The 24,341-nt window shown below is 60.6% G+C and carries 19 protein-coding genes; 13 read left to right on the top strand and 6 right to left on the bottom strand.

What is annotated here, in order from left to right; all coding sequences use genetic code 11:
• The first annotated feature begins 41 nt into the window (after window positions 1-41).
• Window positions 42-206: a hypothetical protein gene (locus PH552_RS16525; protein WP_162736959.1), complete on the top strand. Its 165-nt coding sequence runs from the start codon at window positions 42-44 to the stop codon at window positions 204-206.
• A 137-nt stretch (window positions 207-343) separates the two neighbouring features.
• Here PH552_RS16525 and PH552_RS16520 read toward each other — a convergent pair whose 3' ends face one another.
• Both PH552_RS16520 and PH552_RS16515 read right to left on the bottom strand, forming a co-directional pair.
• A complete protein-coding gene (locus PH552_RS16520) occupies window positions 344-586 on the bottom strand; it encodes a YjiS-like domain-containing protein (RefSeq protein WP_112342459.1) in 243 nt (80 codons plus the stop codon).
• Between the two features lie 414 nt (window positions 587-1,000).
• Entirely contained in the window at window positions 1,001-2,560 is a 1,560-nt protein-coding gene (locus tag PH552_RS16515) for a B12-binding domain-containing radical SAM protein (RefSeq protein WP_112342460.1), read from the bottom strand.
• 720 nt (window positions 2,561-3,280) lie between these two features.
• On the opposite strand from PH552_RS16515, the gene PH552_RS16510 reads away from it, so the two are divergent.
• The 6 genes from PH552_RS16510 to PH552_RS16485 all read left to right on the top strand — a co-directional run bounded on the left by PH552_RS16510 (window position 3,281) and on the right by PH552_RS16485 (window position 12,232).
• Entirely contained in the window at window positions 3,281-4,480 is a 1,200-nt protein-coding gene (locus tag PH552_RS16510) for an MFS transporter (protein WP_285166180.1), read from the top strand.
• Between the two features lie 383 nt (window positions 4,481-4,863).
• Window positions 4,864-6,747, top strand: coding sequence for an MFS transporter (locus PH552_RS16505; RefSeq protein ID WP_112342462.1), 1,884 nt, complete (start codon window positions 4,864-4,866; stop codon window positions 6,745-6,747).
• Between the two features lie 561 nt (window positions 6,748-7,308).
• Window positions 7,309-8,790 carry a sugar ABC transporter ATP-binding protein gene (locus PH552_RS16500; protein WP_112342511.1) on the top strand — a complete coding sequence of 494 codons (1,482 nt, stop codon included), beginning with the start codon at window positions 7,309-7,311 and terminating at the stop codon, window positions 8,788-8,790.
• A complete protein-coding gene (locus PH552_RS16495) occupies window positions 8,790-9,821 on the top strand; it encodes an ABC transporter permease (protein WP_112342463.1) in 1,032 nt (343 codons plus the stop codon). The genes PH552_RS16500 and PH552_RS16495 overlap by 1 nt, the downstream gene beginning before the upstream one ends.
• A gap of 40 nt (window positions 9,822-9,861) precedes the next feature.
• Complete coding sequence (locus PH552_RS16490; protein WP_112342464.1) at window positions 9,862-10,905, top strand: substrate-binding domain-containing protein; 1,044 nt, start codon at window positions 9,862-9,864, stop codon at window positions 10,903-10,905.
• Between the two features lie 73 nt (window positions 10,906-10,978).
• On the top strand, window positions 10,979-12,232 hold the full coding sequence (locus tag PH552_RS16485; protein ID WP_112342465.1) for an LVIVD repeat-containing protein: 1,254 nt from the start codon (window positions 10,979-10,981) through the stop codon (window positions 12,230-12,232).
• Between the two features lie 75 nt (window positions 12,233-12,307).
• Here the strand turns inward: PH552_RS16485 and mgrA are convergent, their stop codons facing one another.
• The 4 genes from mgrA to PH552_RS16465 all read right to left on the bottom strand — a co-directional run bounded on the left by mgrA (window position 12,308) and on the right by PH552_RS16465 (window position 17,422).
• A complete protein-coding gene (mgrA, locus tag PH552_RS16480) occupies window positions 12,308-13,351 on the bottom strand; it encodes an L-glyceraldehyde 3-phosphate reductase (protein WP_112342466.1) in 1,044 nt (347 codons plus the stop codon).
• A gap of 329 nt (window positions 13,352-13,680) precedes the next feature.
• Entirely contained in the window at window positions 13,681-15,969 is a 2,289-nt protein-coding gene (locus tag PH552_RS16475; protein ID WP_112342467.1) for a xanthine dehydrogenase family protein molybdopterin-binding subunit, read from the bottom strand.
• The gene (locus tag PH552_RS16470; protein WP_285166201.1) at window positions 15,966-16,949 is read right to left on the bottom strand and encodes an FAD binding domain-containing protein; all 984 of its coding nucleotides are present in this window, start codon (window positions 16,947-16,949) and stop codon (window positions 15,966-15,968) included. The genes PH552_RS16475 and PH552_RS16470 overlap by 4 nt, the downstream gene beginning before the upstream one ends.
• The gene (locus PH552_RS16465) at window positions 16,949-17,422 is read right to left on the bottom strand and encodes a (2Fe-2S)-binding protein (RefSeq protein ID WP_112342468.1); all 474 of its coding nucleotides are present in this window, start codon (window positions 17,420-17,422) and stop codon (window positions 16,949-16,951) included. Before PH552_RS16465 ends, PH552_RS16470 begins: the two co-directional genes overlap by 1 nt.
• 537 nt (window positions 17,423-17,959) lie before the next feature.
• On the opposite strand from PH552_RS16465, the gene PH552_RS16460 reads away from it, so the two are divergent.
• The 6 genes from PH552_RS16460 to PH552_RS16435 all read left to right on the top strand — a co-directional run bounded on the left by PH552_RS16460 (window position 17,960) and on the right by PH552_RS16435 (window position 24,327).
• Window positions 17,960-18,307, top strand: coding sequence for an NIPSNAP family protein (locus PH552_RS16460; protein ID WP_112342469.1), 348 nt, complete (start codon window positions 17,960-17,962; stop codon window positions 18,305-18,307).
• A gap of 184 nt (window positions 18,308-18,491) precedes the next feature.
• Window positions 18,492-19,211: a CDP-diacylglycerol diphosphatase gene (locus PH552_RS16455; RefSeq protein WP_112342470.1), complete on the top strand. Its 720-nt coding sequence runs from the start codon at window positions 18,492-18,494 to the stop codon at window positions 19,209-19,211.
• A gap of 268 nt (window positions 19,212-19,479) precedes the next feature.
• Complete coding sequence (locus PH552_RS16450; protein ID WP_112342471.1) at window positions 19,480-19,941, top strand: (2Fe-2S)-binding protein; 462 nt, start codon at window positions 19,480-19,482, stop codon at window positions 19,939-19,941.
• Window positions 19,938-22,202 carry a xanthine dehydrogenase family protein molybdopterin-binding subunit gene (locus PH552_RS16445; RefSeq protein WP_112342472.1) on the top strand — a complete coding sequence of 755 codons (2,265 nt, stop codon included), beginning with the start codon at window positions 19,938-19,940 and terminating at the stop codon, window positions 22,200-22,202. The genes PH552_RS16450 and PH552_RS16445 overlap by 4 nt, the downstream gene beginning before the upstream one ends.
• Window positions 22,203-22,328: 126 nt before the next feature.
• Window positions 22,329-23,678 carry a c-type cytochrome gene (locus tag PH552_RS16440; RefSeq protein WP_112342473.1) on the top strand — a complete coding sequence of 450 codons (1,350 nt, stop codon included), beginning with the start codon at window positions 22,329-22,331 and terminating at the stop codon, window positions 23,676-23,678.
• 55 nt (window positions 23,679-23,733) lie between these two features.
• Window positions 23,734-24,327 carry a class I SAM-dependent methyltransferase gene (locus PH552_RS16435; protein ID WP_112342474.1) on the top strand — a complete coding sequence of 198 codons (594 nt, stop codon included), beginning with the start codon at window positions 23,734-23,736 and terminating at the stop codon, window positions 24,325-24,327.
• Window positions 24,328-24,341: the final 14 nt, after the last annotated feature.

Here is a 24,341-nt window from a genome sequence, read left to right as displayed (position 1 = left end):
GGCGAAGACGGAATAAAGCAACGAGCAGAAGATAGACCAGGATGATGGCTGCCAAAGCGGCGAATGTCGCTGCTTCCTGCGCGATGACCTGCACTCCGTCCACGATCGAACAGAGCGATATGTCAACGGTCATCGTTCGCGCCACAGCAGGGGAGACCATCGATTGCCATCCCCCGCTGATGGCGGTGAAGCCATTTTTATGGTAACCGGCGGCGTACAGAACCATTCGGGTCTGCGCCGCCGATCATGCGTTTCATACCCTGGACGTTGTCGGTCAAGGCTATTTCCGGGCCGGAATCGATCGGCGGAATGGGATGAAGCGCTCATGCCCATCCTTTTCGGCCTAACCGAAGCGGCGCAGGTGTAGCGCCAGGGAATTGAACTGGCTCGGAGTGTCCTCCCGCTCCGGCAGACCAATGTCACGAAGCTGATGATTCGATAGTTCGGACACCTGCATGCGCGTTTGCCGCTGCCTCCAGACGACAAGCAGCAGAGCCCTTGCGGTCCTCCAGACACCGAATTTCTGGCATAGTTCGTCGATCGTCGCCGTCAAACTGTCAGCAACTAAAAATTGTGAATGCGTCATCGTCCTTCCTGGCGCAATTACGCAGCCAGGTCCTCTTGAAGCTTGACCGGCTTCAGGAGCAAGCGCGCAAAACATGCGCGGATTCATTCCCTGGGCAGGTCACGATGCAGTTATGGGAAAAGTGCCTAAACGGCGGTAGATAAAGCCTTTATTGGCTTTAAATAAAAGCTCGTCGTGTGGTTGGCATGGTGCATACCAAGCCAGCAACGAGCATTCCGCCGGAGACGTATGTAAACATTCGTGTATGATGCATGTCACGCCTCCTCTGTTTGATTTGCGGATGGGTATATAATACGCGAGATCGGAAAAACGGCAACCCCACAATTTCGAATTGCAGGAATCTCACGCCTGGTGTTGCGCCGGCGCAACAACAAAACAGGCTTCGTTGCAATGAAGCTCTTCGCCGAAGCGTCGCTAGAATGAGTTGACGATGCCACCGCCGGTGCGCATCTGCTGGACCATGATATGGGCATGGTAGTGCATGGCACACTTGATCGCGTAGATTTGCAGGATGATCGGAGAGCGGCGATGCCGCAGCAGATTGAGAAGCCGCCGGCGATAGACGGCGCGCAGATCCGCTTCCTTCACACCACGCATCAGGCGAACGAAAATTCCAGCCGCCTCCATCGCCCATGTTGCGTTGAGAACCAGCAGCCGCAAAGGATGGCGACGAAGGTGCCGTAAGCGGGTGCTTTCCGGTTCGATATGAGCATCGATGTAAAGCGCATCCAGCCGGTCGAAGTAAGCCGTCGGTTGATGCAGATCGCTAAGGACGGAAAGATATCCATCCCGCAGCGTTTCACGCGAAAGATTGAGCGGAATGACGTTGGTGCCGAAGGCGGGCGGATCATCGTGATCGAGCCTCCCCTCCTTGGCAAGACGCGTGTAGAGCGGCGTCTTCGGAATCGCCGCCAGCATGCCGATCATGGCGTTGACGATGCGCGCATCCTTGATGAAGACGCGCTGCGCATCGAAAATAGTCGCATCGTCGCTGTCGAAGCCGAGGATCATGCCGCACCACACTTCCATGCCGGTCTGCTGGATCGCGTGGATCTTTTCCAGCATGGTGCCGCCCTTGCGCAGGTTCTGCAGCTTCTTTGTTTCCCGCAACGCCTCCTCGTTCGGTGTTTCGATGCCGATGAAGACGACGCGGATATTGGCATCGACCATCAGCTGCATCAGCTCCGCATCGTCAGCCAGATCGATCGACGCTTCGGTGAGGAACGTCATCGGATAATGACGTCTTTCCTGCCAGGCGACGACATCGCGCAAAACCTCCTTGATCGCCTTCTTGTTACCGATCAGATTGTCGTCGACGATGAAGGCCGTATCCATTCCAGCGGCCAGCAGAGCCTCCATCTCGGCGATGACCTGGGCGCTGGTCTTGATGCGCGGCTTGCGGCCGAAGACCACGATGATATCGCAGAAATCGCAGGTGAAGGGACAGCCGCGCGAGAACTGGATGCTGCCGACGGCATATTCATGCATCTTCAGGAGGTCGAAGCGCGGCACCGGCACCTTGCTCATATCCGTTCTGTCGGACTGTTCGTAGCGCCGCGCATGGTTGTCCTGCCGCCATTCGCGCAGGAATTTCGGCCAGGTTTCCTCCGCTTCGCCGATGAAGGAGACATCGACGAGATCGCCGAAATAGTCTTCCTTGACCGTAACCCAAGGTCCGCCGACGACGGTGAAGCAATTGCGTCGTTTGAGCTCGATCAGGATTTCCGTCATCCGGAAGCGCTGGACGATCATGCCCGTCAGCGCAACGATGTCGGCTTTCTCGCAAAGGTCGTAGTCGATCGGTTCGATATTCTCGTCCAAGAGTATAACGGTATGTTCCGCGGGCGTTAGCGCCGCGAGCAGCGGCAGACAGGCAACGGGCAGGTTGGCCTTCACATCGAACAGCGGAAGCGCGTGTTCCATACCCCAATAGGAGGTTTCGAAACGCGGATTAATGATGACGATATGAGCCATTGAATATGCCGCTCCATGACGTAAAGATCTGGTTCGGTATTGCTTTGAGGCTGTAAATCATTTGTAGCTGCTTGAGCTCGCCTTCGGCTGCGAAGCAGGGTCTTCCAGCATCGAGGCGGCTGTTTTAGCAGCCGTATATGAGCTCAAGATTAAATTCCGGGTGCCGACGTGCCGACAGCGGTTGCAACGCGATGCCGACAGATCGGCGTCCTCATGACTGCGGAACGACACCGATGTCTGACAGGGCCATCGCGTCTGCGAGATGTTCGGTGGGGAACCTAGGTCCGATTTCGACATGGGGCTGGATCGTCCAGGCCACCGACCCGCAAGGCGCGTTCTTCTCGCTGGTTGCTCCGGTACACTGATTTTCACCCTGCCCTTGTGGGGGAGGTCGGAGCATAGCTCCGGGGTGGGGTGATCGCCGCAACCTTTGCAGCCAAGCAATTGTCACCCCCACCCGCCGCTACGCGGCGACCTCTCCCCTCAAGGAGAGGTATCACCCTACCGCTTAAAGCTACCGAGGATTCCTCACGCCGGGGCACACGCGCCCTGTGGGCGATCTGGCCGCCAGACTTTCAAACGTATCGCCCGCGCAGCCGATGAAAATTTTTCCGGCGGCAATGTCGAAATCGTCCCGACGCAATCGTCTTTATTCCAGACATGGTGAGAAAGGATATTATCCGATCTCTCGCGCCGAACCGGGCTGGAAGGAGCTGCGAAATGAATTCGTCCTATCGTTGGGTAATCGTCGGTGCCGGTGCGCTGATGACCTGTGTTGCGCTCGGCGCGATGTTTTCCTTAGCGATCTTTCAGGTGCCGATTGCCGCCGACACGGGCTGGTCGCATGCCGGCATCGCCGCCGCCATGACGTTGAATTTCCTGACCATGGGCTTGGGCGCCTTCGCCTGGGGTGCGGCAAGTGACCGCTTCGGCATCCGCATCGTGGTGACGATCGGTGCGCTGCTGCTCGGGCTTGCACTGGTCCTGGCGAGCCGCGCCGGCTCGCTCCTGCAATTCCAGCTGACTTACGGCATTCTCGTCGGCCTCGCCGCCAGCGCCTTTTTCGCGCCCATGATCGCGGCGACAACCGCATGGTTCGACAAGGGAAGAGGCCTGGCGGTGTCGCTGGTGTCGGCCGGCATGGGCGTCGCGCCGATGACGGTATCGCCTTTCGCCCGTTACCTTATTTCCGCCTATGACTGGCGCTTCGCTATGCTTGTCATCGGTCTCATGGCGTGGGTGCTTCTGATCCCGGCTGCCCTGCTGGTGCGGTGCGCGTCCGTTCTGGCGGAGACCTCCGGCTGGGGTGGGCAGGCGGAGGAGAAGAGCGTGCCGCTCGGCCAGATCTTCCGCTCGCCGCAATTCATCGTCCTTGGCGCCACCTTCTTTGCCTGCTGCGCGGCCCATTCCGGACCGATCTTCCATATGGTCAGCTACGCCACGATCTGCGGCGTAGGCCCTATGGCTGCCGTCAGCATCTACAGCGTCGAGGGACTTGCCGGGCTCGGCGGCCGCCTGCTCTATGGTACGCTTGCCGACAGGCTCGGCGTCAAACCGGTGCTGATCGCCGGTCTGCTGGTACAGGCGGCAGCACTTGCCACCTATCTGCTGGTCAGCGAACTCGGCGAATTCTATGCACTGGCGATCGTTTTCGGCAGCGCCTATGGCGGCGTCATGCCGCTTTATGCGGTGCTTGCCCGCGAATATTTCGGGCCGCGTGTCATCGGCACCGTCTTCGGCGCGGCATCGATGCTTTCGAGCATCGGCATGGCGGCCGGGCCGCTGATCGGCGGCTGGATATTCGACAGCTTCGCCAATTATTCGTGGCTGTTCATCGGTTCGTCCATGGTCGGTCTGGGGGCCGCCGGTATCGCCCTTGCCTTTCCGCCGATCCGGCGCCTGCGGCTGCAGCCGGCGTGAGACAGGCCCAGAGCGGCGCAGACGCGGACCTGTGACCTCCGGCACGCGGCACATTTCAGATACGGCTGATGCCAGTCTTCCTGGCGCCGGCCCCGTGCCGCGAGTACGCCGTATTAGCGCCCCGTAGCGATATATTCGTATTTCTTGATGCTTTACGCACAGTTTTCCATAGCGACAGCGGTTGCAGGCATTGCAATTTTCAATTTTTAGCCAACACTCGCAAATGCATCAGGTGCGTGATCTCCCGGGGGAGGAAATCGGGAGAGCACCCACTGGCGCGACTTTCCGCGCCCATCGGCAGGAAAGTCCTGCGTAATGTCATTATGGGGGACATGACACGGGTCTTTTGACCATGTCCCTGGTGCAATTGGGAGGATTGATTCATGGCATCCACGTCCGTGGCCGAGACGAACGGTCGAGGCATGACCAGGGAAGAGAAGAAGGTCATCTTCGCCTCTTCGCTCGGCACAGTGTTCGAATGGTACGACTTCTATCTCTATGGGTCGCTGGCCGCTTTCATCGGCGCAACCTTCTTCAGCGATTATCCGGAGGCGACCCGCAATATCTTCGCTTTGCTGGCTTTCGCCGCGGGCTTTCTCGTCCGGCCATTCGGCGCCCTGGTCTTTGGACGCATCGGCGACCTCGTGGGACGCAAATATACCTTCCTCGTCACCATCCTGATCATGGGTTTCTCGACCTTCCTGGTCGGCGTTCTGCCCGGCTCGGCAAGCTGGGGCATCGCCGCTCCCGTCATCCTGATCATCCTGCGCCTGCTGCAGGGCCTGGCGCTTGGCGGCGAGTATGGTGGTGCCGCCACCTATGTCGCCGAGCATGCGCCCGACAACAGGCGCGGCTACTACACGTCGTGGATCCAGACGACGGCAACGCTCGGTCTGTTCCTGTCGCTGATCGTCATCCTGATTGTCCAGAATGCCCTCGGCAAGGAGGCTTTCGCGGCCTGGGGCTGGCGCATTCCCTTCCTTCTCTCCTGCCTGCTGCTCGCCATCTCCGTCTGGATTCGGCTCTCGCTCAGCGAATCGCCGGCCTTCAAGAAGATGAAGGAAGAGGGCAAGGGCTCCAAAGCGCCGCTTTCCGAAGCCTTCGGCCAATGGAAGAACGCAAAAATCGCCCTCATCGCCCTGCTCGGCCTCACTGCCGGCCAGGCGGTCGTCTGGTATGCCGGCCAGTTCTACTCGCTGTTCTTTCTGCAGAACGTGCTGAAGGTCGACGGCCAATCGGTCAACATCATGATCGCGATCGCGCTTCTGATCGGGAGCGGCTTCTTCGTGTTCTTCGGCTGGCTGTCCGACAAGATCGGCCGCAAGCCGATCATCATGGCGGGCCTTGCGCTGGCGATCCTCACCTATTTCCCGCTGTTCAAGGCGCTGACCAACGCCGCAAACCCCGCCCTCGCCCAAGCGGAACAGACGGTCCACGCCACGGTGACGGCAGCTCCCGGCGATTGCACATTCCAGTTCAATCCCGTAGGAACCGCCAAGTTCAACAATTCGTGCGATATCGCCACGTCCTTCCTGGCGAAATCTTCCGTGCCCTATACGATTGTCGAAGGTCCAGCCGGTCAGCCGGCGACGATCAAGGTCGGCGACGCGACCATAACCTCCTATGACGCAACGGCGGCAGGTGCCGGAGCAGCAGCGAAGAGCGCGGCATTCACGCATGACATGAACCTTGCCTTGCAGAAGGCCGGCTTCCCGCTGGCGCGCGACGCCGCCAAGGTTCCCGACGCCAAGCTCGATGCCTTCATCGCCGCCAACCCGGAACTCGGGCTGAACGCCGCAACCGTGCGAGCGGGCGATAAGACGGTGACCCCGGTTGCCGATCTCATCAAAGCGAAACTGCTGACGGCGGATCAAGCTGGCGGCGCGACAGAGATGCCGGTCTACACCATCGCCAACGGCGGCGCCTTCAAGATGGTTGCCGATCCCTCGGCCATCAATTGGCCTTTGACCATCCTGATCCTGACGATCCTCGTCATTTATGTGACGATGGTCTACGGCCCGATTGCCGCGATCCTGGTGGAGATGTTCCCGACCCGCATCCGCTATACCGGCATGTCGCTGCCCTATCATATCGGCAATGGCTGGTTCGGCGGCCTGCTGCCGGCAACGGTCTTCGCCATGAGTGCCGCAACGGGCGACATCTATTACGGCCTGTGGTACCCGATCGCGATCGCTGCGATGACGCTCGTCATCGGCCTTATCTTCGTTCGCGAAACCAAGGGTATCGATCTCAACGCCATCAAGTAACGCTGGAAAGCCCGGCCTGCGCTGTTGCGGGCCGGGCTTTTCTTCGCTTGCCTTGGGAGGCCTTGATCGACGCGCGTTCAGGCACCGCAAAAAGCGTGCAGCAATAGCAAGAGGGAAAAGAGCACCATGAGGCCTGCCAGGACATGTTGCAGGATCGGCCAAATGCGTCGGCTTGCAGCGAAGCTCGGTCGGGCCGCAAGGGATGCAAGGTAAAGAACTGTGTCCATAAAAACTCCTGGCGCATATATCCGAATGGCGAAACCAATGCCGTCACGACTACGGAAATTCGCGATATCCGAGCTTTTATATTGTCTATAAAATTAGTAGACTAAAGGAAGGGTTTTTCAGCTCCCTTGGCATTTCGGACAAATTAAACTCACGCGCTGCAGAGCGGCATATTGTTTGATTGATCTCATTCCCAACCCACGGAGATCACCAGTAAACCTAAGCAAAACCAAATGAAAATTTATTCTATAGAATAAATCAACAAAGCAAGGCCGATCCTTGTGATTGGGCGGCAGTGGCTTACTGCTGTCGCAGACAATCATCGAGCCTGCACGCATGACCTTGCTGGATATTCAAAATCTCTCGCTTGCCTTCGGCTCGACGCAGGCCCTGGCGGGCGCGTCGCTCACCATCGACAGCGGCGAAGTCGTCGCGCTGATGGGAGCCAACGGCGCTGGGAAATCGACTTTGGTGAAAATCCTGTCGGGCATTCACCGCGCCGATTCAGGCAGGATCTTGTGGAACGGCAATGATTATCACGCCGACAGTCCAGCCGAGGCCGTAGCCCAAGGCATCGTCACCGTGCACCAATCCACTGACGTCGTCGGCGTGGCGGGCCTTTCGATGGCAGATGCCCTTCTGCTCAATCAATTCGTCGATGGACGACAGCCCTTCTTCCTGTCGAAGCGTACGGTGCGGCGAAAGGCGGCGACCATCCTTTCGGAAGCCGGTTTCGACCTGCCGCTCGATCGGGATTTCGGCGACCTCGGTACGGCGGACCGGCAGATGGTTGCCATTGCGCGAGCCCTCTCGAACAAGGCGCAGCTTCTGATCCTGGACGAGCCGACGGCAAGCCTTTCCGCACGCGAGACAGGGCGCCTTTACGATATCGTTCGCCAACTGAAAGCGCGCGGCCTCGGCATTCTCTATATCTCGCATCGAACCGCCGATCTCGATGCGCTGGCCGACCGCGTAGTCGTCCTGCGCGGCGGCCGCAATGTCGGTGACTTTACACGCCCCATCGATTTTAACGCTGCCATCGAAACCATGATCGGACGATCGATGACGGCCGCTCGTCCGCATCGCCGCGAACGGTTCGACCAAACCGTGCTGGAGCTTCAGGGCGTGCGGCTGCTTGCCGGCAGCCCGCCGATCGATCTCAAGCTTCATGCCGGCGAAGTCGTAGCGATTACCGGCGTTCTCGGCGCCGGCAAAAGCCGGCTTCTCTCGGCCCTTTTCGGCCTCGAACGCTTCGCTGCCGGCAACGCGCTGCTCGATGGCGCCCCCTTTGAGCCCGCCTCGCCCGCAGAGGCGATCGCGCGCGGCGTCGTCATGGCTGCCGCCGATCGGCATCGCTCCTCGCTGATGCCGCTGGACTGGCCGGGCGAAAGCATCGCCTCCACGATCAGCCTGCCGCACCTGAAGCAATGGTATCCATCGGGTTTCCTGTTTTCGGGGCGAGAGACTCGTGAGGGCGAAAAGGCCATTCGGCGCCTCGGCATCAAGGCGTCTGGTCCCGACGCATCCGTCTGGTCGCTTTCCGGCGGCAATCAGCAAAAGGTCGTGCTCGCGCGCTGGGAGGCGGAGCCGAGCCGCCTGCTGCTGCTCGACGAACCCTTCCAGGGTGTCGATGTCGGTGCCCGCCAGGACATTATCGCCGCCATCCGCGCCCATAGCGATCGCGCCACCCTGATTGCCACATCCGATCCGGAAGAGGCGCTCGAAGTCGCCGACCGGGTGGTGCTGATGGAGCATCACACACTGAAAGAGGTCGCTCACGCAAGTGACGGCGATCGGCAGAACGAGGAATATGCCTGATGAGTGAAGGAACCATCCAGATCCCCGAGGGAAAGGCAGTAGACGGCGCGATATCGCCACGTGAATTCGTACGGCGGGGGGCTGTATTTTTCCTCCTCCTTGCCCTCGTCATCATCTTCAGCCTCGCCCAGCCGGCCTTCATCAATATCAACAATCTGATGAGCATCCTGCAGGCGGTTTCGGTGGTCGCCATCATCGGCGCGGGCGTTACGGTGACGCTTGCCATCGGCGGCTTCGATCTTTCCGTCGGTGCGGTCGCCGCCTCGAGTGTCATGGCGGCGAGCTATGCCATGATCGTGCTCAATCTCAACGCCTACGAGACGGTGCCGCTGGTGCTCGCTTTCGGCGCGATCGTCGGGCTCGTCAATGCCTTGCTGATCGTTCGCCTGAAGGTACCGGATCTGCTCGCCACGCTCGCGACCATGTTTCTTTTGACCGGGCTGCAGCTGATCCCAACCGCCGGGCGCTCTATCTCCGTCGGCCTCATTCTTCCCGATGGAACGACGGCAACCGGCAAGGTTGACCCTGCCTTCCTGACGATCGGACGGTCGAGCCTGTTCGGCACCATTCCCTTCCCCGTCATCCTCATGCTGATCGTCGCCTTCGTGCTCTACGTCCTCACGGAGCGCACACGCCTTGGCCGCCTTCTCTATGCGACCGGCGGCAATGAAGCCGCGACCAGGCTCGCCGGCGCCAATATCGCCCGCCTGAAGACCTTTGCCTACGTGCTTTCGGGCACTCTCGCCTCGCTTGGCGGCATCATCGTCGCTGCCCGTGTCGGACGTGGCGACGTCTCCTCCGGCGCCTCGCTGCTGATGGATTCCGTGGCAGCCTCGCTCATTGGCTTTGCCGTGCTGGGACTGCGCCGCCCCAACGTTCTCGGCACGACGATCGGCGCCGTCTTCGTCGGCGTGCTTCTGAACGGGCTGACGATGCTGAATGCGCCCTATTACACGCAGGACTTCATCAAGGGCGCCGTTCTCGTCGGTGCGCTTGCACTTACCTATGGGATCAGCCGCAGCAAGGCGTGATCCCGGCATCCGTCCCAACTCGACACTCAATGGATTTTCAATGATCAAATTATTCAAAGCCATCGCTTCGGCCATTGTCGCCGGCTCGCTTTTCATGACCTCGGCATCGGCGGCAGGCCTCAGCGGCGCGCCCGCTCCCTTCGACAAGAGGACCGTCAATATTGCTGTCGTCAGCTTCCTGGGCAGCGGCGACTGGCTGCAGGCCTTCGAGGCCGGTGTCAAGCGGCAGGCGGATGCGCTTGGCGTCAACCTCACCGTCTCCCAGGCCCGCAATGACAACGACACGCAGCGCAATCTCGTCGAGCAGGCGATCAATCTCGGTGTCGACGGCATCATCATCAACAATGGCCGCCCCGAAGTCCTGAAGGATGTCGCGCAGAAGGCGCTCGACAAAGGCATCAAGGTCGTCGCCTATGACGTCAACCTCGACGATCCGCAAATTCCGCAGATCGAACAGAGCGACAGGGATATGGCCAAGCTCGTGCTTGACCAGGCCGTGAAGGATAAGGGTGACGGGTTCACCGGCGGTGCCGTCTACGTTGCCGGTTTTGCGCCGCTCGACCGCCGCTATGCGGTGTGGAAGGATTTCATTGTCAAGCACAATCTGAAGGAAAAGGCCGTCTGGGGCGTGGTCAATGACACCGTGCCTGCTTCCGTGGCCGACCAGACCAAGGCCGTCCTGCGCGCCAATCCGGATATTTCGGTGATCTTTACGCCGTGGGATGAGTTTGCCAAGGGCGTGAAGCTCGCCATCGACGAGCTCGGCCTTTCCGGCCAGGTGAAGATCTATGGTGTCGACACCTCGACTGCCGATATCCAGCTGATGGTCGAGCCGGACAGCGCCTGGGTCGCTACCGCTGCCACGAACGCTGCCGTCGTCGGCGAAGTTTCCGTTCGCGCCGTTTCGCTTGCCATTGCCGGCCAGTCCCCGGGCCGCTCCGTTCTTCTGCAGCCGACGCTCATCACGCGTGACGATCTCATCAACAACAAGATCGGCACGATCGAAGAACTGCAGCAGAAATTCCCGGCCTTCCTGAAGAGCGATGCCGCAACAGCCAGCTGGATTCCGGCGGCTAAGAACTGAGCCTTATCAATTGCTTTCACAGGCGCCGCCCCTACGGGCGGCCCTTTTCATTCCCCTGAGCGTGAGACGTCCCATGGCATCGACCGATCTGCCTGAACCCGACTTTGCCCGCAACATGAAACTGATCGGCCATAGCGATATCGGCGGCCGCGGCGATGGCTTGCAGCTGATGGTTCATCGAGGCTACGCCTATGTCGCCCATCCCTGGTCGCAGGGCCTCTCGATCGTCGACGTGCGCGACCCGAAGAACCCGCAGACGGTCAATTACGTGCCGGCGCCGGCAAATACCTGGAACATCCATCTGCAGACGCATGACGACCTGCTGCTGGTCATCAACGCGCTCGACCTCTTTGCCGACGTGGAAACCTTCACGGACGAGAAGGCCTATTACACGCAATCCGTCGGCGAGACAGTCGCCTCCAGAAAACGTGAGCGCGCCTGGACCGCGGGCATGAGCGTGTTCGATATCTCCATTCCCAACCGTCCGCGCAAGATCGGCCAGTTGGATGTCGAAGGCGTCGGCTTTCATAGGCTGTGGTATGTCGGCGGCCGCTATGCCTATGCCTCGGCGCTGCTCGACGGCTTTACCGACTATATCTTCGTCACTATCGACATGGCCGATCCAACCAGGCCCGAACTTGTCGGCCGGTGGTGGCTTCCCGGCATGAACAAGGCGGCGGGAGAAACGCCGGATTGGGGCGAAGGTAAGCGTTATGCCCTGCACCATGCACTTGTCCATGGCGACACCGCCTATGCCTGCTGGCGCGACGGCGGATTGACGCTTCTCGACGTCAAGGATCATTCCGCCCCCCGGCTCATCAAGCACCATAACTGGTGCCCGCCCTATGGCGGCGGCACGCATTCGCCGCTGCCGCTTCCCGGCCGCGATCTTCTTGTCGTTGCGGATGAAGCCGTGCTGGACAAGGAGGAAGACGGCCGCAAGCATACCTGGGTCTTCGACATCCGCGTGCCCGAAAATCCGATCAGCGTCTCGACCTTCCCGATCCCGGCCGAAATAGATTACGCGAAGAAGGGCGGTCATTTCGGACCGCACAATCTGCATGAAAACCGGCCCGGCTCGTTCGTCTCCGAAACCCTGATCTTTGCGACTTGGCAGAATGCCGGCATTCGCGCCTTCGACATTTCCGACCCCTATCATCCTGTCGAAACCGGCGCTCTCGTGCCGGCGGGGCCGACTGTCATGACCGACCGCCGTCCCGGCCGGCCGAAGGTCATCCAGTCCGCCGACGTCTTCGTTGACGCCAATGGCCTGATCTATGCGACGGATTACAATGCCGGACTTGAGATCATCGAATATGGCGGCTGAGGAACAGCCTGCCCTCAGCCTGCTATTCATCGCAAGGCAATCTGCCCGACATCTCGGGCAGATGCTGCCGTCGTATCAGACGGCCTCGTCGTGCGAGGGCTTTTCCCAAAGATTGATACCGCCTTCGACGGCATAACGATCGATCTCGGCGAGCTCCTCCGGGCTGAATGTGAGATCGTTCAGGGCGGCCACGTTTTCCTCGACCTGACGTGCCGAGCTTGCACCAATCAGGGCCGACGTCACCCGTGGATCCCTGAGAACCCAAGCGATGGCAAGCTGGGCCAGCGACTGGCCGCGACGCTTGGCGATCTCGTTGAGCGCCCGGGCGCGATCGATATTCTCCTCTTTCAAATGCTCAGGGCGCAGGAAGTCCCCACCCGGCCGATTGACGCGGGCATCCTCCGGAACGCCGTTGAGATACTTGTTGGTGAGCAGGCCCTGAGCGAGCGGCGTGAAGGCGATGATACCGGCTCCGACTTCGTCCGAGGCGGCAAGCAAATCCTTCTCGACCCAGCGATTGAAGAGATTATAGGCCGGCTGATTGATCAGGAGCGGCACCTGACGTTCCTTCAGGAGTGCTGCGATTTCGCGCGTCTTGTTGCCGGAATAAGACGATACGCCGACATAAAGCGCCTTGCCCTGCCGGACCGCCTGGGCAAGTGCGTCGGCCGTTTCTTCCAGCGGCGTCTCCGCATCGAAGCGATGGGAATAAAAGATATCGACATAGTCGACGCCAAGCCGGGTCAGGCTCTGGTCAAGGCTGGCAAGCAGCGCCTGCTTCGATCCGCCGCCACGGCCATAGGGACCCGGCCACATGTCCCAGCCTGCCTTGGAGGAGATGATCAGCTCGTCGCGATAAGCGGCCAGATCCTGTCTCAGGATATGACCGAAATTGATCTCTGCGCTTCCCGCAGGCGGGCCGTAATTGTTAGCGAGATCGAAGTGCGTGATGCCGAGATCGAACGCCTTGAACAGGATCGACCTTTGCGTATCGAGAGGCGTCGTATCGCCGAAATTGTGCCAGAGGCCGAAAGAGATGGCGGGCAATTTGAGGCCGCTTCGACCGACGCGGCGGAAATGGGCCGAGTCATAGCGTTCCGGATCGGGGCGGTAGGTCATGAATTGTCTTCCTGTCGATCAAATTATGCGAGGTAGCGACGCGGACAACACAGCTTCGGCTCTGGCCTTGCTGTGGTCACCCTCGCTCGGGGCACAGAATGGCAGAGAGGCTATCGATGAGAAGCCAATCCATATTTTTTATCGACGAGAGAGGAGAAGTTTTTTCCAGGGTGCTGACTGAGCGCATCGAGAATGCGCCAGAGTCGTTCCCACGTCCTGGTAAGATTGCAGGAAAATCTGCGGCCGCTCGTTCGCTCAAATCGGAACTGGCTCAACCTCGAAAAATTCGAGCCGCACGCTTTGCGCAATGCGGCTCGAACCTTCTGCCCTTAGAGCAGCTTTTCCAATGTGATCGGCAGGTCGCGAACGCGCTTGCCGGTGGCATGGAACACGGCATTGGCAATCGCCGGCGCCACACCGACGATGCCCACCTCGCCGACGCCCTTGCCGCCAAGCGCCGAGGCGTTGAAATCCGGCACGCCGACGGAGATCACCTGGATATCCGGGATGTCGGAATTCGTCGGCACGAGGTAATCGCCGACATTGTTGTTGATGGTGCGCCCGTTGCGCTGATCGATAAGCCCTTCTTCGAGAAGTGCCTGGCCGATGCCCATGATGATGCCGCCGCGCCACTGGCTTTCGACCAGCCGCGGATTATAGAGCCGGCCGCAGTCGAAGGCGGAGACCATGCGGGAGACGCGCACCGTGCCGAAATCCTCGTCGACCCGAACTTCGGCAAAATGGGCGCACCAGCTATGCATCGAATAGTCGCCCATGGTCGGCCCTTGAACTCTAGCCATGGTGGTCCAGGCCTGAAGCTGCTCCTGTGCGTTTGTACCGTCAGGCAGGGTATTGCGCCGGACTTCGATCTCCTCACGTTTCAGTGCGGACATCAGTTCGGCAAGCGTCAGCGATGGCGTCTCGCCGCGCGGTGCCACGATGCGCCCTTCGGCGAAATTCAGCGTATTCGCGCCCGTATCGCGGAAGGGCGAGTTGGCATCGCTGAGTGCAAGGCCGATGAGCTCGTCGCGCGCCGCGACCGCAGCCTTATGGACGGCTCCCATGATCGATCCGGCCAGCATCGAGCCGCCGGCGATCGCCGAACCCGGTAGCCGTGAGTCGCCGAGATAGACCTCGACCTGATCCACAGGAATGCCGAAGACCTCAGCGGCACTCTGGGCAAGGATCGTATAGGTGCCCTGCCCCATGTCGATGGCGCCACTGACGACCTCGACCCGGCCGTTCGCGAGAATACGGATCATTGCCTCGCTCGGTGCCCGGATGACGGGGAAGGTGCCGCAGCCAATGCCCCAGCCGACCAGCGTCTTGCCATCTCGCATCGAGCGCGGCGCGTGGCTGCGCTTCGACCAGCCGAAGGCTTCAGCACCCTCGGTCAAGGCTTCGCGCAGCCGGCGCGTCGACCATGGTTTGCCGGACTGGTAATCGTGATCGGCATAGTTCTTCAGCCTGAGCTCGAGCGGATCCATGCCGAGCTTGTAGGCCAGTTCCTCGATCGCGCATTCGATGCCGTAGGCGCTCGGGTTCTTGCCCGGACCGCGCAAGGCGCCGGGCGTCACGCTGTTGACCGGCACGACACGATGCTGCGAGGAGAAATTCTCGACCTTGTAAAGGATCGAGGTTGCCGCCCCCGTCTGCTCCGGCCAGTCGGCATCGAGCGAGGTTTCGCTGGCACCGCGATGGACGATCGCCTGCAGGATGCCATCCTTCGTCGCGCCGAGCGCGATTTTCTGCCTGGTCGCGGCGCGCCCGCCATAGCTGGTGAAATTCTGCGGGCGGGTGACCGCAAGTTTCACCGGCCGGCCTAGCTTTCTTGCCGCCGCGACGGCAACCGCGCCATAGGCAAGCGGCATCCCTTTCGATCCGAAGCCGCCGCCGATGAAAGGCGAGATAATGCGGACATTCTCATAGGGCATGTCGAACCATTCGGAATACATGCGCGCCATGCCATGCGACCATTGGCTCGGCTCCCAGATCGTCAGTTGGTCGCCATCCCACTTCGCCGTCAGACCATGCGGCTCCATCGCGACGTGATATTCGCGCGGCGTCGAATATTCCGCTTCGATCCTAACGGGGGATGCGGCAAGTGCTGCCTCGGCATCGCCCCAGGCAACCGAGAGCGGCTCCATCAGCTTGCCTTCGCCGGCATTCGGATCGTTGAGATCGGCGACGTGCTCGCTCTCTTCGTAGGTAATGTGGATCAGCCCAGCCGCCTCCGTTGCCTGCTCGCGGCTTTCAGCGACCACGGCGGCGATCGACTGACCGTTGAACTGCACCTTGCGCGGCAGCGGATAATAGGGACCTTCAACGGGCTTGTTGCCGCCCCAGTCGGCGCCGAGCTTAAGGCCGAGGTCGTCCTCCGGCGTCAGCACCAGAAGTACGCCCGGCATTGCGAGTGCGGCCGACATGTCGACTTTGACGACACGCCCGGCCGGGATCGTGCTCTGGACAAGGACGGCGTAAGCGAGGTTCTCGACAGGATATTCCAGCGCATAGGTCGCCGTTCCCGTCACCTTCATATTGCCTTCGAAGCGCGACTGACGACCGCCGACCGTACCATCGGAAGCATCGCCATGTTTGCGGGGTTCCATCATGGTCATGCAAGACCTCCCATCTTCAGAATGGCGCGGGCGATGACGCGCGGCGCGAGTTCGATCTTGTAACGGTTGCCGCCATGCGCGACGGCGCCCTCCATCGCGAGACGGCTGGCCTTCTCCACGAGTTCAGCATCAAGAGCCTTACCGATCAGCGCCTGCTCGACGACATGCGCCCGCCAGGGCTTGGTGGCGACGCCGCCAATTGCCACGCGGATATCGCGGATCGTCCTGCCGTCGGATTCAAGCTCCAGACCGACTGCGGCACTCGCAGCAGCAAATTCATAGGATTGCCGATCGCGGATCTTGAGGTAGGTGGAGTTCCGGGCCGCGGCGGAGGCAGGAATAGTGACGGTAGTGATGATTTCGCCGCGCTTCAGGACGGTTTCCTTGTCCGGCGTATCGCCGGGCGGAAGGAAGAAATCGTCGACGGTGACCTTGCGGCTATCCGTCTCCACCACGGCGTCGAATGCGGCCAGAGCGACCGCCAAATCGCCTGGATAGGACGCGATGCATGCCTGGCTCGTTCCGAGCACGGCGTGGTTGCGCGTGATACCGCCGATCGCCGCGCAGCCGGAACCGGGCTTGCGCTTGTTGCAGGCGGAAAAGGTGCCCGGATCGCGGAAGTAGGGACAGCGCGTTCGTTGCAGAAGATTGCCGCCGATCGTTGCCATGTTTCGGAGCTGGGCGGACGCGGCCAATGCCAGCGATTCCGAGACCGCCGGAAATGCTGTGCGGATAGCCTCATGGTCGGCGACCTCGCTCATTCTGGCAAGCGCGCCAATCCTGGCACCGGCCGCATCGACCGCAATGCCGCTCATGCCGGAAATATGGGTGACGTCGATGACTGCGTCAGGCTCGCTCACCCCGCATTTGGCGAGATCGAGCAGCGTCGTGCCGCCGGCAAGGATCATCGCGCCGGCCTGTTGCGCCGCCTGGCCGGCTTCGGCCGCAGATGCGGCGCGCAGATAGGAAAAGTTTCGCATCATGCCACCTCCGCCGCCTGGCGCACGGCCGCAACGATGTTGTTATAGGCCCCGCACCGACAGAGATTGCCGGACATATATTCGCGAATCTCGGCGTCGGAACCGGCATGTCCCTCGCGAATGCAGGCAACCGCCGACATGATCTGGCCCGGCGTGCAATAGCCGCACTGGAAGGCGTCGTGTTCGATGAACGCAGCCTGCACCGGATGCAGATCCCCCGCGTCTCCGGCCAACCCCTCGATGGTCGTAATCTCGCGGCCTTCCACCTGCGCAGCCAGCGTCAGACAGGAGAGCACGCGCTTGCCGTCGACATGGCAGGTACAGGCGCCGCACTGGCCCTGATCGCAGCCCTTTTTGGTGCCCGTGAGCGAGAGGTGTTCACGCAGTGCATCGAGCAGGGTGACGCGCGGTTCGAGGTCAAGCTCGCGGCGCTGCCCATTGATGTCGAGTGCGATATGGATGGTTCGTGTCATGATAAGGCTCCTGCCATCGTCACGAAAATGAGACCTACGAAAACTAGTAGAGTTTGTTCGTTGGTCTACCGGTTGCTCTATGATTTTTCAGGAAGGCGAATTGCCAGCATGTCCTCACAATAGCCGGCTCATCGGAATTAGACGCGGAACGCCACCTATAAACGGAGGCGCCTCCGTTTAAAGTACCGCCTCGTTTGTTTTCGTCAAGCCCCGACATTCGGGCGACTTGGACCGATCGAGATGAAGGATAGGCGGGAGGTGGGCCGAAAGAGCCTCTGCTGTTTGTCCTCGGTTGCCCCACTGGGTGCCGGTGGGATAAGGGGATCGATCAACGCCCCTCCCGGTCCATCAACTCACTTGAAAAATAAAGCGCATCTCTGTTATGCTCAAATTGAGCAATAGTAATCCAGATCATGGGAACACATTTCGATTCACCACTAAAAGGAATCACAGCCTACTGTTATCGCTCAGCTATTTCAAATTGGCCCCTGAGGGACGGCCCCGGCCTGTTCCGAATTCACTCAACGAGGATTTTCTATGATCCATGAAATGCGCATCTATACTTGCTTGCCCGGCAAGCTGCCAGCGCTCCAGGAGCGTTTCGAAATGGCGACGCTGGCGATCTGGGACCGGCTCGGCATCCGTCCCCTCGGTTTCTGGACGACGATGGTCGGGCCCTCCAGCAACGACCTCATCTATTTCCTCGAATGGCAATCGCTGGAGGAGCGCGAGCGGAAATGGGCGGAATTCCTGGCTGATCCGGCCTGGAAGGAGGCCAGGGCGAAAAGCGAAGCGCCGGGCCAGATCGTCGCCAATATCGCCAGTTCGATCCTGCAGCCGACTGGATTCTTTCGCCCCTTTATCTCCGTCGACGCCGATGGCTGAAGACGGATAGAGGATTAATGGGCGGCCTTACGTGAGGATGAAGCGGAACAGATATGCAGTGGGATGCGGTCCTGATTTGACGCGCAACGGCCGTCAAGCCGTCACATCGGCCTAATAGGCCTATGCTAAGCCGTCCGAAATTTGGAAAAATGCCGAATTGTTTGAACCAGGGAAATTTCACGCCATGACTTTCTCTCGCCGCGTTGCCGCTCTTGCCGCATCATTTCTTCCCTTCCTTTTCGCACCGGCCTTTGCCGATTCCGACGTGCTGTGGAAGATCGTGCATGACAAATGCGTCGTGCAGACTGCGCCCTGCCTTTCGGTGAACACGGCCGAGCATTACGCAATGCTGAAGGATCTGCGGGGGGTTGCGCAATTTCTCCTGATTCCGACCGATAAGATCACCGGAATCGAAAGTGCCGATCTTCTCGATCCGGCGACGCCTAACTTCTTTGCCGATGCCTGGGCCGAACAGGGCGATGTCGATTCTCGCCTGCCGCGCCCCGTCCCGCGCGATGGCATGAGCCTCGCTGTCAACGCGCTGCAGGCCCGCTCGCAGAACCAGCTGCATATCCATATCGATTGTTTGAGCGCCGATGCACGGGCCGCCCTGAAGGCGGACGCCGACAAGATCGGAACGGACTGGGCGCCCCTTCCCGATGCGATTGCCGGCCATAAGTTCGCGGCGATCCGTGTCAAGGGCGAGACATTGGGCGATTTCAATCCGTTCCTGGCTCTCGCCAAAACATTGAAGCACCCTGCAAAGGAAATGGGCGATCACAATCTCGTGGTGACCGGCGCCAATTTCGCCGATGGCCCCGGCTTTATCGTGTTGACGGACGTGGCGCTGCCCGGCATGGGCGGGGAAGACGTACAGGATCACAGCTGCGCGATCATGCATTAAAAACAAGGAGATGCCGCCTTCAAGGCCTCTGATGCGAGTTGGCCGCTGGGACACCGCTTCCCGTTAATCGGGAGCGAGCGGCTGATTTATGAAGCCAGCCTCTAATAGCTATCACGATTCACCTACTAATCTTTTAGGGGAAATGAATTCAGTGTTATAGTCCCGGGTTGTGAGCCTGAGTCACGCGTCATCCGCTTGTTGAGCATTCAGATCATCGCACGGCGCCTGGCATGGAAGGTTCACGATCGAAAGCCTCAGGAGGCGCTTCATGAATCTTCAGATCAATAGCCAGTCATATCAGGTCAACTCGGACGGAGACACGCCGCTCCTTTGGATCATCCGCGACGAGCTCGGCATGACTGGCACGAAATACGGCTGCGGGCTGGCGCAATGCGGCGCCTGTTCGGTTCTTGTCGATGGAGAGGTAGTGCGCTCATGCGTGACGCCGCTCGATAGCGTTGTCGGTCGCCAGATCACGACGATCGAAGCGATCGAAACGGACCCCGTCGGCAAGCGGGTGGTCGCTGCCTGGGTCAAGCATCAGGTTCCGCAATGCGGCTACTGTCAATCGGGGCAGGTCGTCGCGGCAACGGCACTTCTTAAACAGACACCCAATCCCTCCGATGACGAGATCGCCGCGGCGATGATCAACCTCTGTCGGTGCGGAACCTACAACGCGATTGAAGCGGCGGTCAAAGACCTCTCCTCGAAAGAAGGAGAAACGCTATGACCGAGACCAGCCGCAATCTCGTTCCGGAAGATGAATTCCCGACCGGATCTCCGGTCAATATCTCGCGCCGGCATTTTCTCCTGACCTCCGCCGGGGCCGCAGCGGGTGCCTTCGTGCTCGGCTTCGGCGTTCCGGTCGGCCGCGCACGCGCCCAGCAGACCGCAACCGCCATGCCGCCCGGCACGCGCGTTCCGGCATTCCTCGAAATCCGTCCGGACAACGCCATCCGCTTCATGAGCCCCTTCGTCGAAGGCGGCCAGGGCGTCTTCACGGCGATGGCTCAGATCGTCGGCGAGGAGCTCGACGCCGATCCGAAAAGCTTCGTCGTCGAAAATGCCCCGACAGGCAGCGACTATCTGGTCGTGCATGGCAAGATGCGCATTACCGGCGGCAGCATGTCGGTGCGCACCAGCTATGAGACCATGCGCCGGCTCGGCGCACTGGCGCGCAACATGATCCTGCAAGCCGCCGCCAAGCGCCTGGATGCGCCGATTGCCGAGCTGACCACCGAGCCCGGCCGCGTAATCCATGCCGCATCGGGACGCAGCCTTGCCTATGGCGACATCGCTGCCGAGGCGCTGGATCTGCCGGTTCCCGCTCCCGAGAGCGTAACGCTTCGGGACCCGAGCAAATTCCGCTGGATCGGCAAACCGGTCGAGCGGCTGGACATGCACGACAAATCGACCGGCAAGGCGGTCTACGCCATAGACTGCAAAGTCGACGGCATGCTGCATGCCGCCGTCCAGCACGCCCCGCGCCTTGGCCTGACCATCGGCAGGATCCGTAATGAGGATCAGCTCAAGGCAATGCCGGGCGTGCATTCCGTCCACAGCCTGCCCGGTGCCGTCGCCGTCGTTGCCGAACGCTGGTGGAATGCCAAGCGGGCAGCGGAGGCTGCTCAGGTCGATTGGCGTGAACCCGGCCCGGATGCAAATCCCGCCTTCCGCTATATGCCGGCGGATTTCTCGACCGCAGCCTTCAACGACAGGCTCGCCAACGAGCCCGGCAACGGCAAAGAGGCGGAGAATGTCGGCGACATCGCCAAAGCGTTCGATGCCGCCAAGACCGTCGTTTCGGCCACTTACAAGAGCCAGTATCTTCATCACGCGCAGCTGGAGCCGCCGTCCACACTGGCGCGATTCAATCCGGATGGCAGCCTGGAAGTCTGGATGCCAAATCAAGCGCCCGAACAATTCCAGGCCGATATCGCCAAGCTGACCGGGCTTGAATCATCAAAGGTGACGGTACACAGTCCCATCCTGGGTGGCTTCTTCGGACGACATTTCCTCTATCCGTCCGCCAATCCCTATCCGCAGGCCATCCAGCTTGCAAAGGACGTCGGGCGGCCGATCAAGCTCATCTGGAGCCGCGAGGAGGAGTTTCTGCGCGATCCGCTGCGCCCGATGGCAGCCGTGCGCTTCCGCGGAGCGCTCGACGCCAGCGGCATGCCGGTCGCGCTCGAGGCCATCAGCGCCTGCGAAGGGCCGACGGAAGGCGTTTTCGGCCACAAGGAGGATTCGCTCGATCCAACGGCTCTTGAGGGCCTGACCGGAAAATCCTATGCCATCCCGAACTACCGTATCGCTCAGATCTATGTGAAAAACCCGACGATGCTTGCCTACTGGCGCTCGGTCGGCAACTCCATGAACGACTTCTTCTATGAGACATTCCTGGACGAACTGGCCGACAAGGGCGGGCAGGATCCCTACGAGATGCGCCTCAAACTGCTGCAGAAGAACGAGCGGCTGAGCAATCTCTTGAAAGCCGTCGGCGATCTCTCCGGCGGCTGGAAGCGGGGTCCCTTCACCGCGGACGATGGTTCAAAGCGGGCGCGGGGCGTCGCCATGGCCTCTCCCTTCGGCAGTCATACGGCGGCGATCGCCGAAGTCTCCATCCGCAACGGACAGGTGGTTGTGCACGACGTCTGGGAAGCCATCGATCCCGGCAGCATCGTCAATCCGGCGATCATCGAGGCACAGGTCAATTCGGCAACCGCGCTCGGAATATCGCAGGTGCTGATGGAGGAAGCCGTCTACAAGAACGGCGAGCCGGTGGCGCGCAACTATGACCTCTATCCGATCTTGCCGCCAGACCGCATGGCCCGCGTCCACGTCCGCATCGTCGAAAGCGGGGCGGAGATGGGCGGCATCGGCGAGCCGGGGCTGCCAGCCATCCCGCCGGCGGTCGCCAATGCGGTTTCGACGCTGACGGGCAAGCGGATACGCAGCATGCCTCTCTCCAACTACACCTTTGAAAGCTGAGGCGCGGCAAACGCTGCGCCAGGCACAATTCCGGCTCTCGGCCCACTCCGGTCCGAGAGCCGGCGTGCTTGGCTCCTTCAAACAGCCGAGTCCGAAATCCCGAAGCAAAGACATGAGGGCACATTCTTGAAGAGATTTCTTCTGGTTCTTCTTTTGATTGTCGTGCTTGTGGCCGGCGGCGTCGCGTGGTTCGTAACCCGCAAGCCGGCATCTCCCTTCGATAGCGTCGCCGCGGTGCAGACACCTTCACAGGAGCTGCTCCAACATGGCGAGTATGTCGCGCGCCTGGGGGACTGCGTTGCCTGTCACAGCACACCGAAGAGCGCACCCTTTGCCGGCGGCCTGGAAATGGGAACGCCGCTCGGCGCGATCTTTGCGACCAACATAACGCCGGACAAGGAAACCGGCATAGGCGACTATACGCTGGCCGATTTCGACCGCGCCGTCCGCCAGGGCATTGCACGCGACGGACATCGCCTCTATCCGGCAATGCCCTACCCCTCCTATGTGAAAATGAGCGACGACGATATCCGCGCGCTCTACGCCTATTTCATGAACAGGGTCGAGCCCGTTCGCCAGGCGAACAAACCTTCCGAAATCCAATGGCCGATGAACATGCGTTGGCCGCTTGCGCTCTGGAATGCGGTCTTTACCGAAAGCGGAGCCTATCAGCCTAAAGCCGCCGGTGACGATCGGTGGAATCGAGGCGCCTATCTCGTCCAGGGACCGGGCCATTGCGGCAGCTGTCACACGCCGCGCGCGATCACCATGGCGGAAAAAGCGCTCGATGAAAGCAGCCCGCTCTATCTTTCCGGCGCCCTTCTCGACGGATGGTATGCCCCGAGCCTGCGCGGCGATCCGAATACAGGCCTCGGCCGATGGACCGAAGAGGACATATACGCCTTTCTCAAGACCGGCCGAAACGGCCATGCCGTCGTCTTCGGCTCCATGGCCGATGCCTTCAACAATTCGACCCAGTTCATGACCGATGACGATCTCAGATCCATCAGCCATTATCTGAAGTCCTTGCCAGGCGACCCGGCACGCGACGGTACCCCCTGGCAATATGACGAAGCTACGGCCAAGGACGTCGCCCTGCCTGCCCGTCAGCAAGTGCCCGGTGCCCAGACATTCGTCGCGAAATGCAGCTTCTGCCATGGCATCGATGGTCGCGGAAAGGAACAATGGATCCCGCCGCTGGCCGGCTCCGCCGCATCGCTCGCAAAGGAAAACGCCTCTCAGATCAACGTGACGCTGAACGGCTCCAGCCGCGTCGTGGCGAACGGCATTCCGGACGCCTATCGCATGCCGCCATTCAGGCAGCAGCTTTCGGACCAGCAGATCGCCGATGTCCTGACCTTCGTTCGGTCCTCCTGGGGAAACCGCGGCGGGGCGGTCGCGCCTGTTGACGTGAAATCCCTGCGCGAGCATACCGATCCGGCAAGCAGCAGCCCCATCATATTGCAGATGCGGTAGCTCGGGCTGCATGCCAGCCGGCTGCGATCAACTCAACCCCTTGCGGAGGCCCGTCATGGGTGAAGCATTTCCGGCCACATCGATGCCCGACCGCGACTGGTGGTCGGCGCTTTGGCCCGATCCGCAAGGCATGCTCCGAGCGCTCGGTATCACGCCGGGCATGACGGTTCTCGATCTGTGTTGCGGCGATGGATACTTTACGGCGCCGCTGGCGAAACTCGTCGAAGGAAAGGTCTATGCGCTCGATCTGGATGAAAGCATGATCGAGATGGCGAGAGCGGAAACCGCGCGACAAAGGGTATCCGTGCAAAAATGGATTCACGCCGACGCGCTTGATGTGGCAGGACATCTTCCCGAAAAGATCGATTATGTTCTGATGGCAAACACGTTCCATGGCGTTCCCGATCAGCTTGCCCTCGTTCGTGCCGTCCGTTCCGTGCTTGCTGCAGAGGGATTGTTCGGCATCGTCAACTGGAAGGCGCAGCCGCGCGAGGAAACCACGGTACTTGGACAGCCGCGCGGGCCGAAGAGCGAGATGCGCATGCCGCCTGCAACGCTCGCTGCCATCGTCGAAGCCGGTGACTTCATAGCGCAAGCTACGGTCGAGCTGCCGCCCTATCACTATGGCGTCGTTTTTCGCGCTCTGTAGCTGCTTCTCGATCT

It is taken from the genome of Rhizobium aureum, from assembly GCF_030182495.1.
GTDB lineage: Bacteria > Pseudomonadota > Alphaproteobacteria > Rhizobiales > Rhizobiaceae > Rhizobium > Rhizobium tropici_C.
This window is presented reverse-complemented; position numbering and strand designations above follow the sequence as displayed.

What these genes read in the sequence shown, in the direction of transcription:
- PH552_RS16525 (WP_162736959.1), top strand. Translation starts at nt 42, where the DNA reads ATGATGGCTGCCAAAGCGGCGAATGTCGCTGCTTCCTGCGCGATGACC.
- PH552_RS16520 (WP_112342459.1), bottom strand. Translation starts at nt 586, where the DNA reads ATGACGCATTCACAATTTTTAGTTGCTGACAGTTTGACGGCGACGATC.
- PH552_RS16485 (WP_112342465.1), top strand. Translation starts at nt 10,979, where the DNA reads ATGGCATCGACCGATCTGCCTGAACCCGACTTTGCCCGCAACATGAAA.
- PH552_RS16465 (WP_112342468.1), bottom strand. Translation starts at nt 17,422, where the DNA reads ATGACACGAACCATCCATATCGCACTCGACATCAATGGGCAGCGCCGC.
- PH552_RS16495 (WP_112342463.1), top strand. Translation starts at nt 8,790, where the DNA reads ATGAGTGAAGGAACCATCCAGATCCCCGAGGGAAAGGCAGTAGACGGC.
- PH552_RS16490 (WP_112342464.1), top strand. Translation starts at nt 9,862, where the DNA reads ATGATCAAATTATTCAAAGCCATCGCTTCGGCCATTGTCGCCGGCTCG.
- PH552_RS16455 (WP_112342470.1), top strand. Translation starts at nt 18,492, where the DNA reads ATGACTTTCTCTCGCCGCGTTGCCGCTCTTGCCGCATCATTTCTTCCC.
- PH552_RS16435 (WP_112342474.1), top strand. Translation starts at nt 23,734, where the DNA reads ATGGGTGAAGCATTTCCGGCCACATCGATGCCCGACCGCGACTGGTGG.
- PH552_RS16515 (WP_112342460.1), bottom strand. Translation starts at nt 2,560, where the DNA reads ATGGCTCATATCGTCATCATTAATCCGCGTTTCGAAACCTCCTATTGG.
- PH552_RS16510 (WP_285166180.1), top strand. Translation starts at nt 3,281, where the DNA reads ATGAATTCGTCCTATCGTTGGGTAATCGTCGGTGCCGGTGCGCTGATG.
- PH552_RS16475 (WP_112342467.1), bottom strand. Translation starts at nt 15,969, where the DNA reads ATGACCATGATGGAACCCCGCAAACATGGCGATGCTTCCGATGGTACG.
- PH552_RS16500 (WP_112342511.1), top strand. Translation starts at nt 7,309, where the DNA reads ATGACCTTGCTGGATATTCAAAATCTCTCGCTTGCCTTCGGCTCGACG.
- PH552_RS16505 (WP_112342462.1), top strand. Translation starts at nt 4,864, where the DNA reads ATGGCATCCACGTCCGTGGCCGAGACGAACGGTCGAGGCATGACCAGG.
- mgrA (WP_112342466.1), bottom strand. Translation starts at nt 13,351, where the DNA reads ATGACCTACCGCCCCGATCCGGAACGCTATGACTCGGCCCATTTCCGC.
- PH552_RS16450 (WP_112342471.1), top strand. Translation starts at nt 19,480, where the DNA reads ATGAATCTTCAGATCAATAGCCAGTCATATCAGGTCAACTCGGACGGA.
- PH552_RS16445 (WP_112342472.1), top strand. Translation starts at nt 19,938, where the DNA reads ATGACCGAGACCAGCCGCAATCTCGTTCCGGAAGATGAATTCCCGACC.
- PH552_RS16470 (WP_285166201.1), bottom strand. Translation starts at nt 16,949, where the DNA reads ATGCGAAACTTTTCCTATCTGCGCGCCGCATCTGCGGCCGAAGCCGGC.
- PH552_RS16460 (WP_112342469.1), top strand. Translation starts at nt 17,960, where the DNA reads ATGATCCATGAAATGCGCATCTATACTTGCTTGCCCGGCAAGCTGCCA.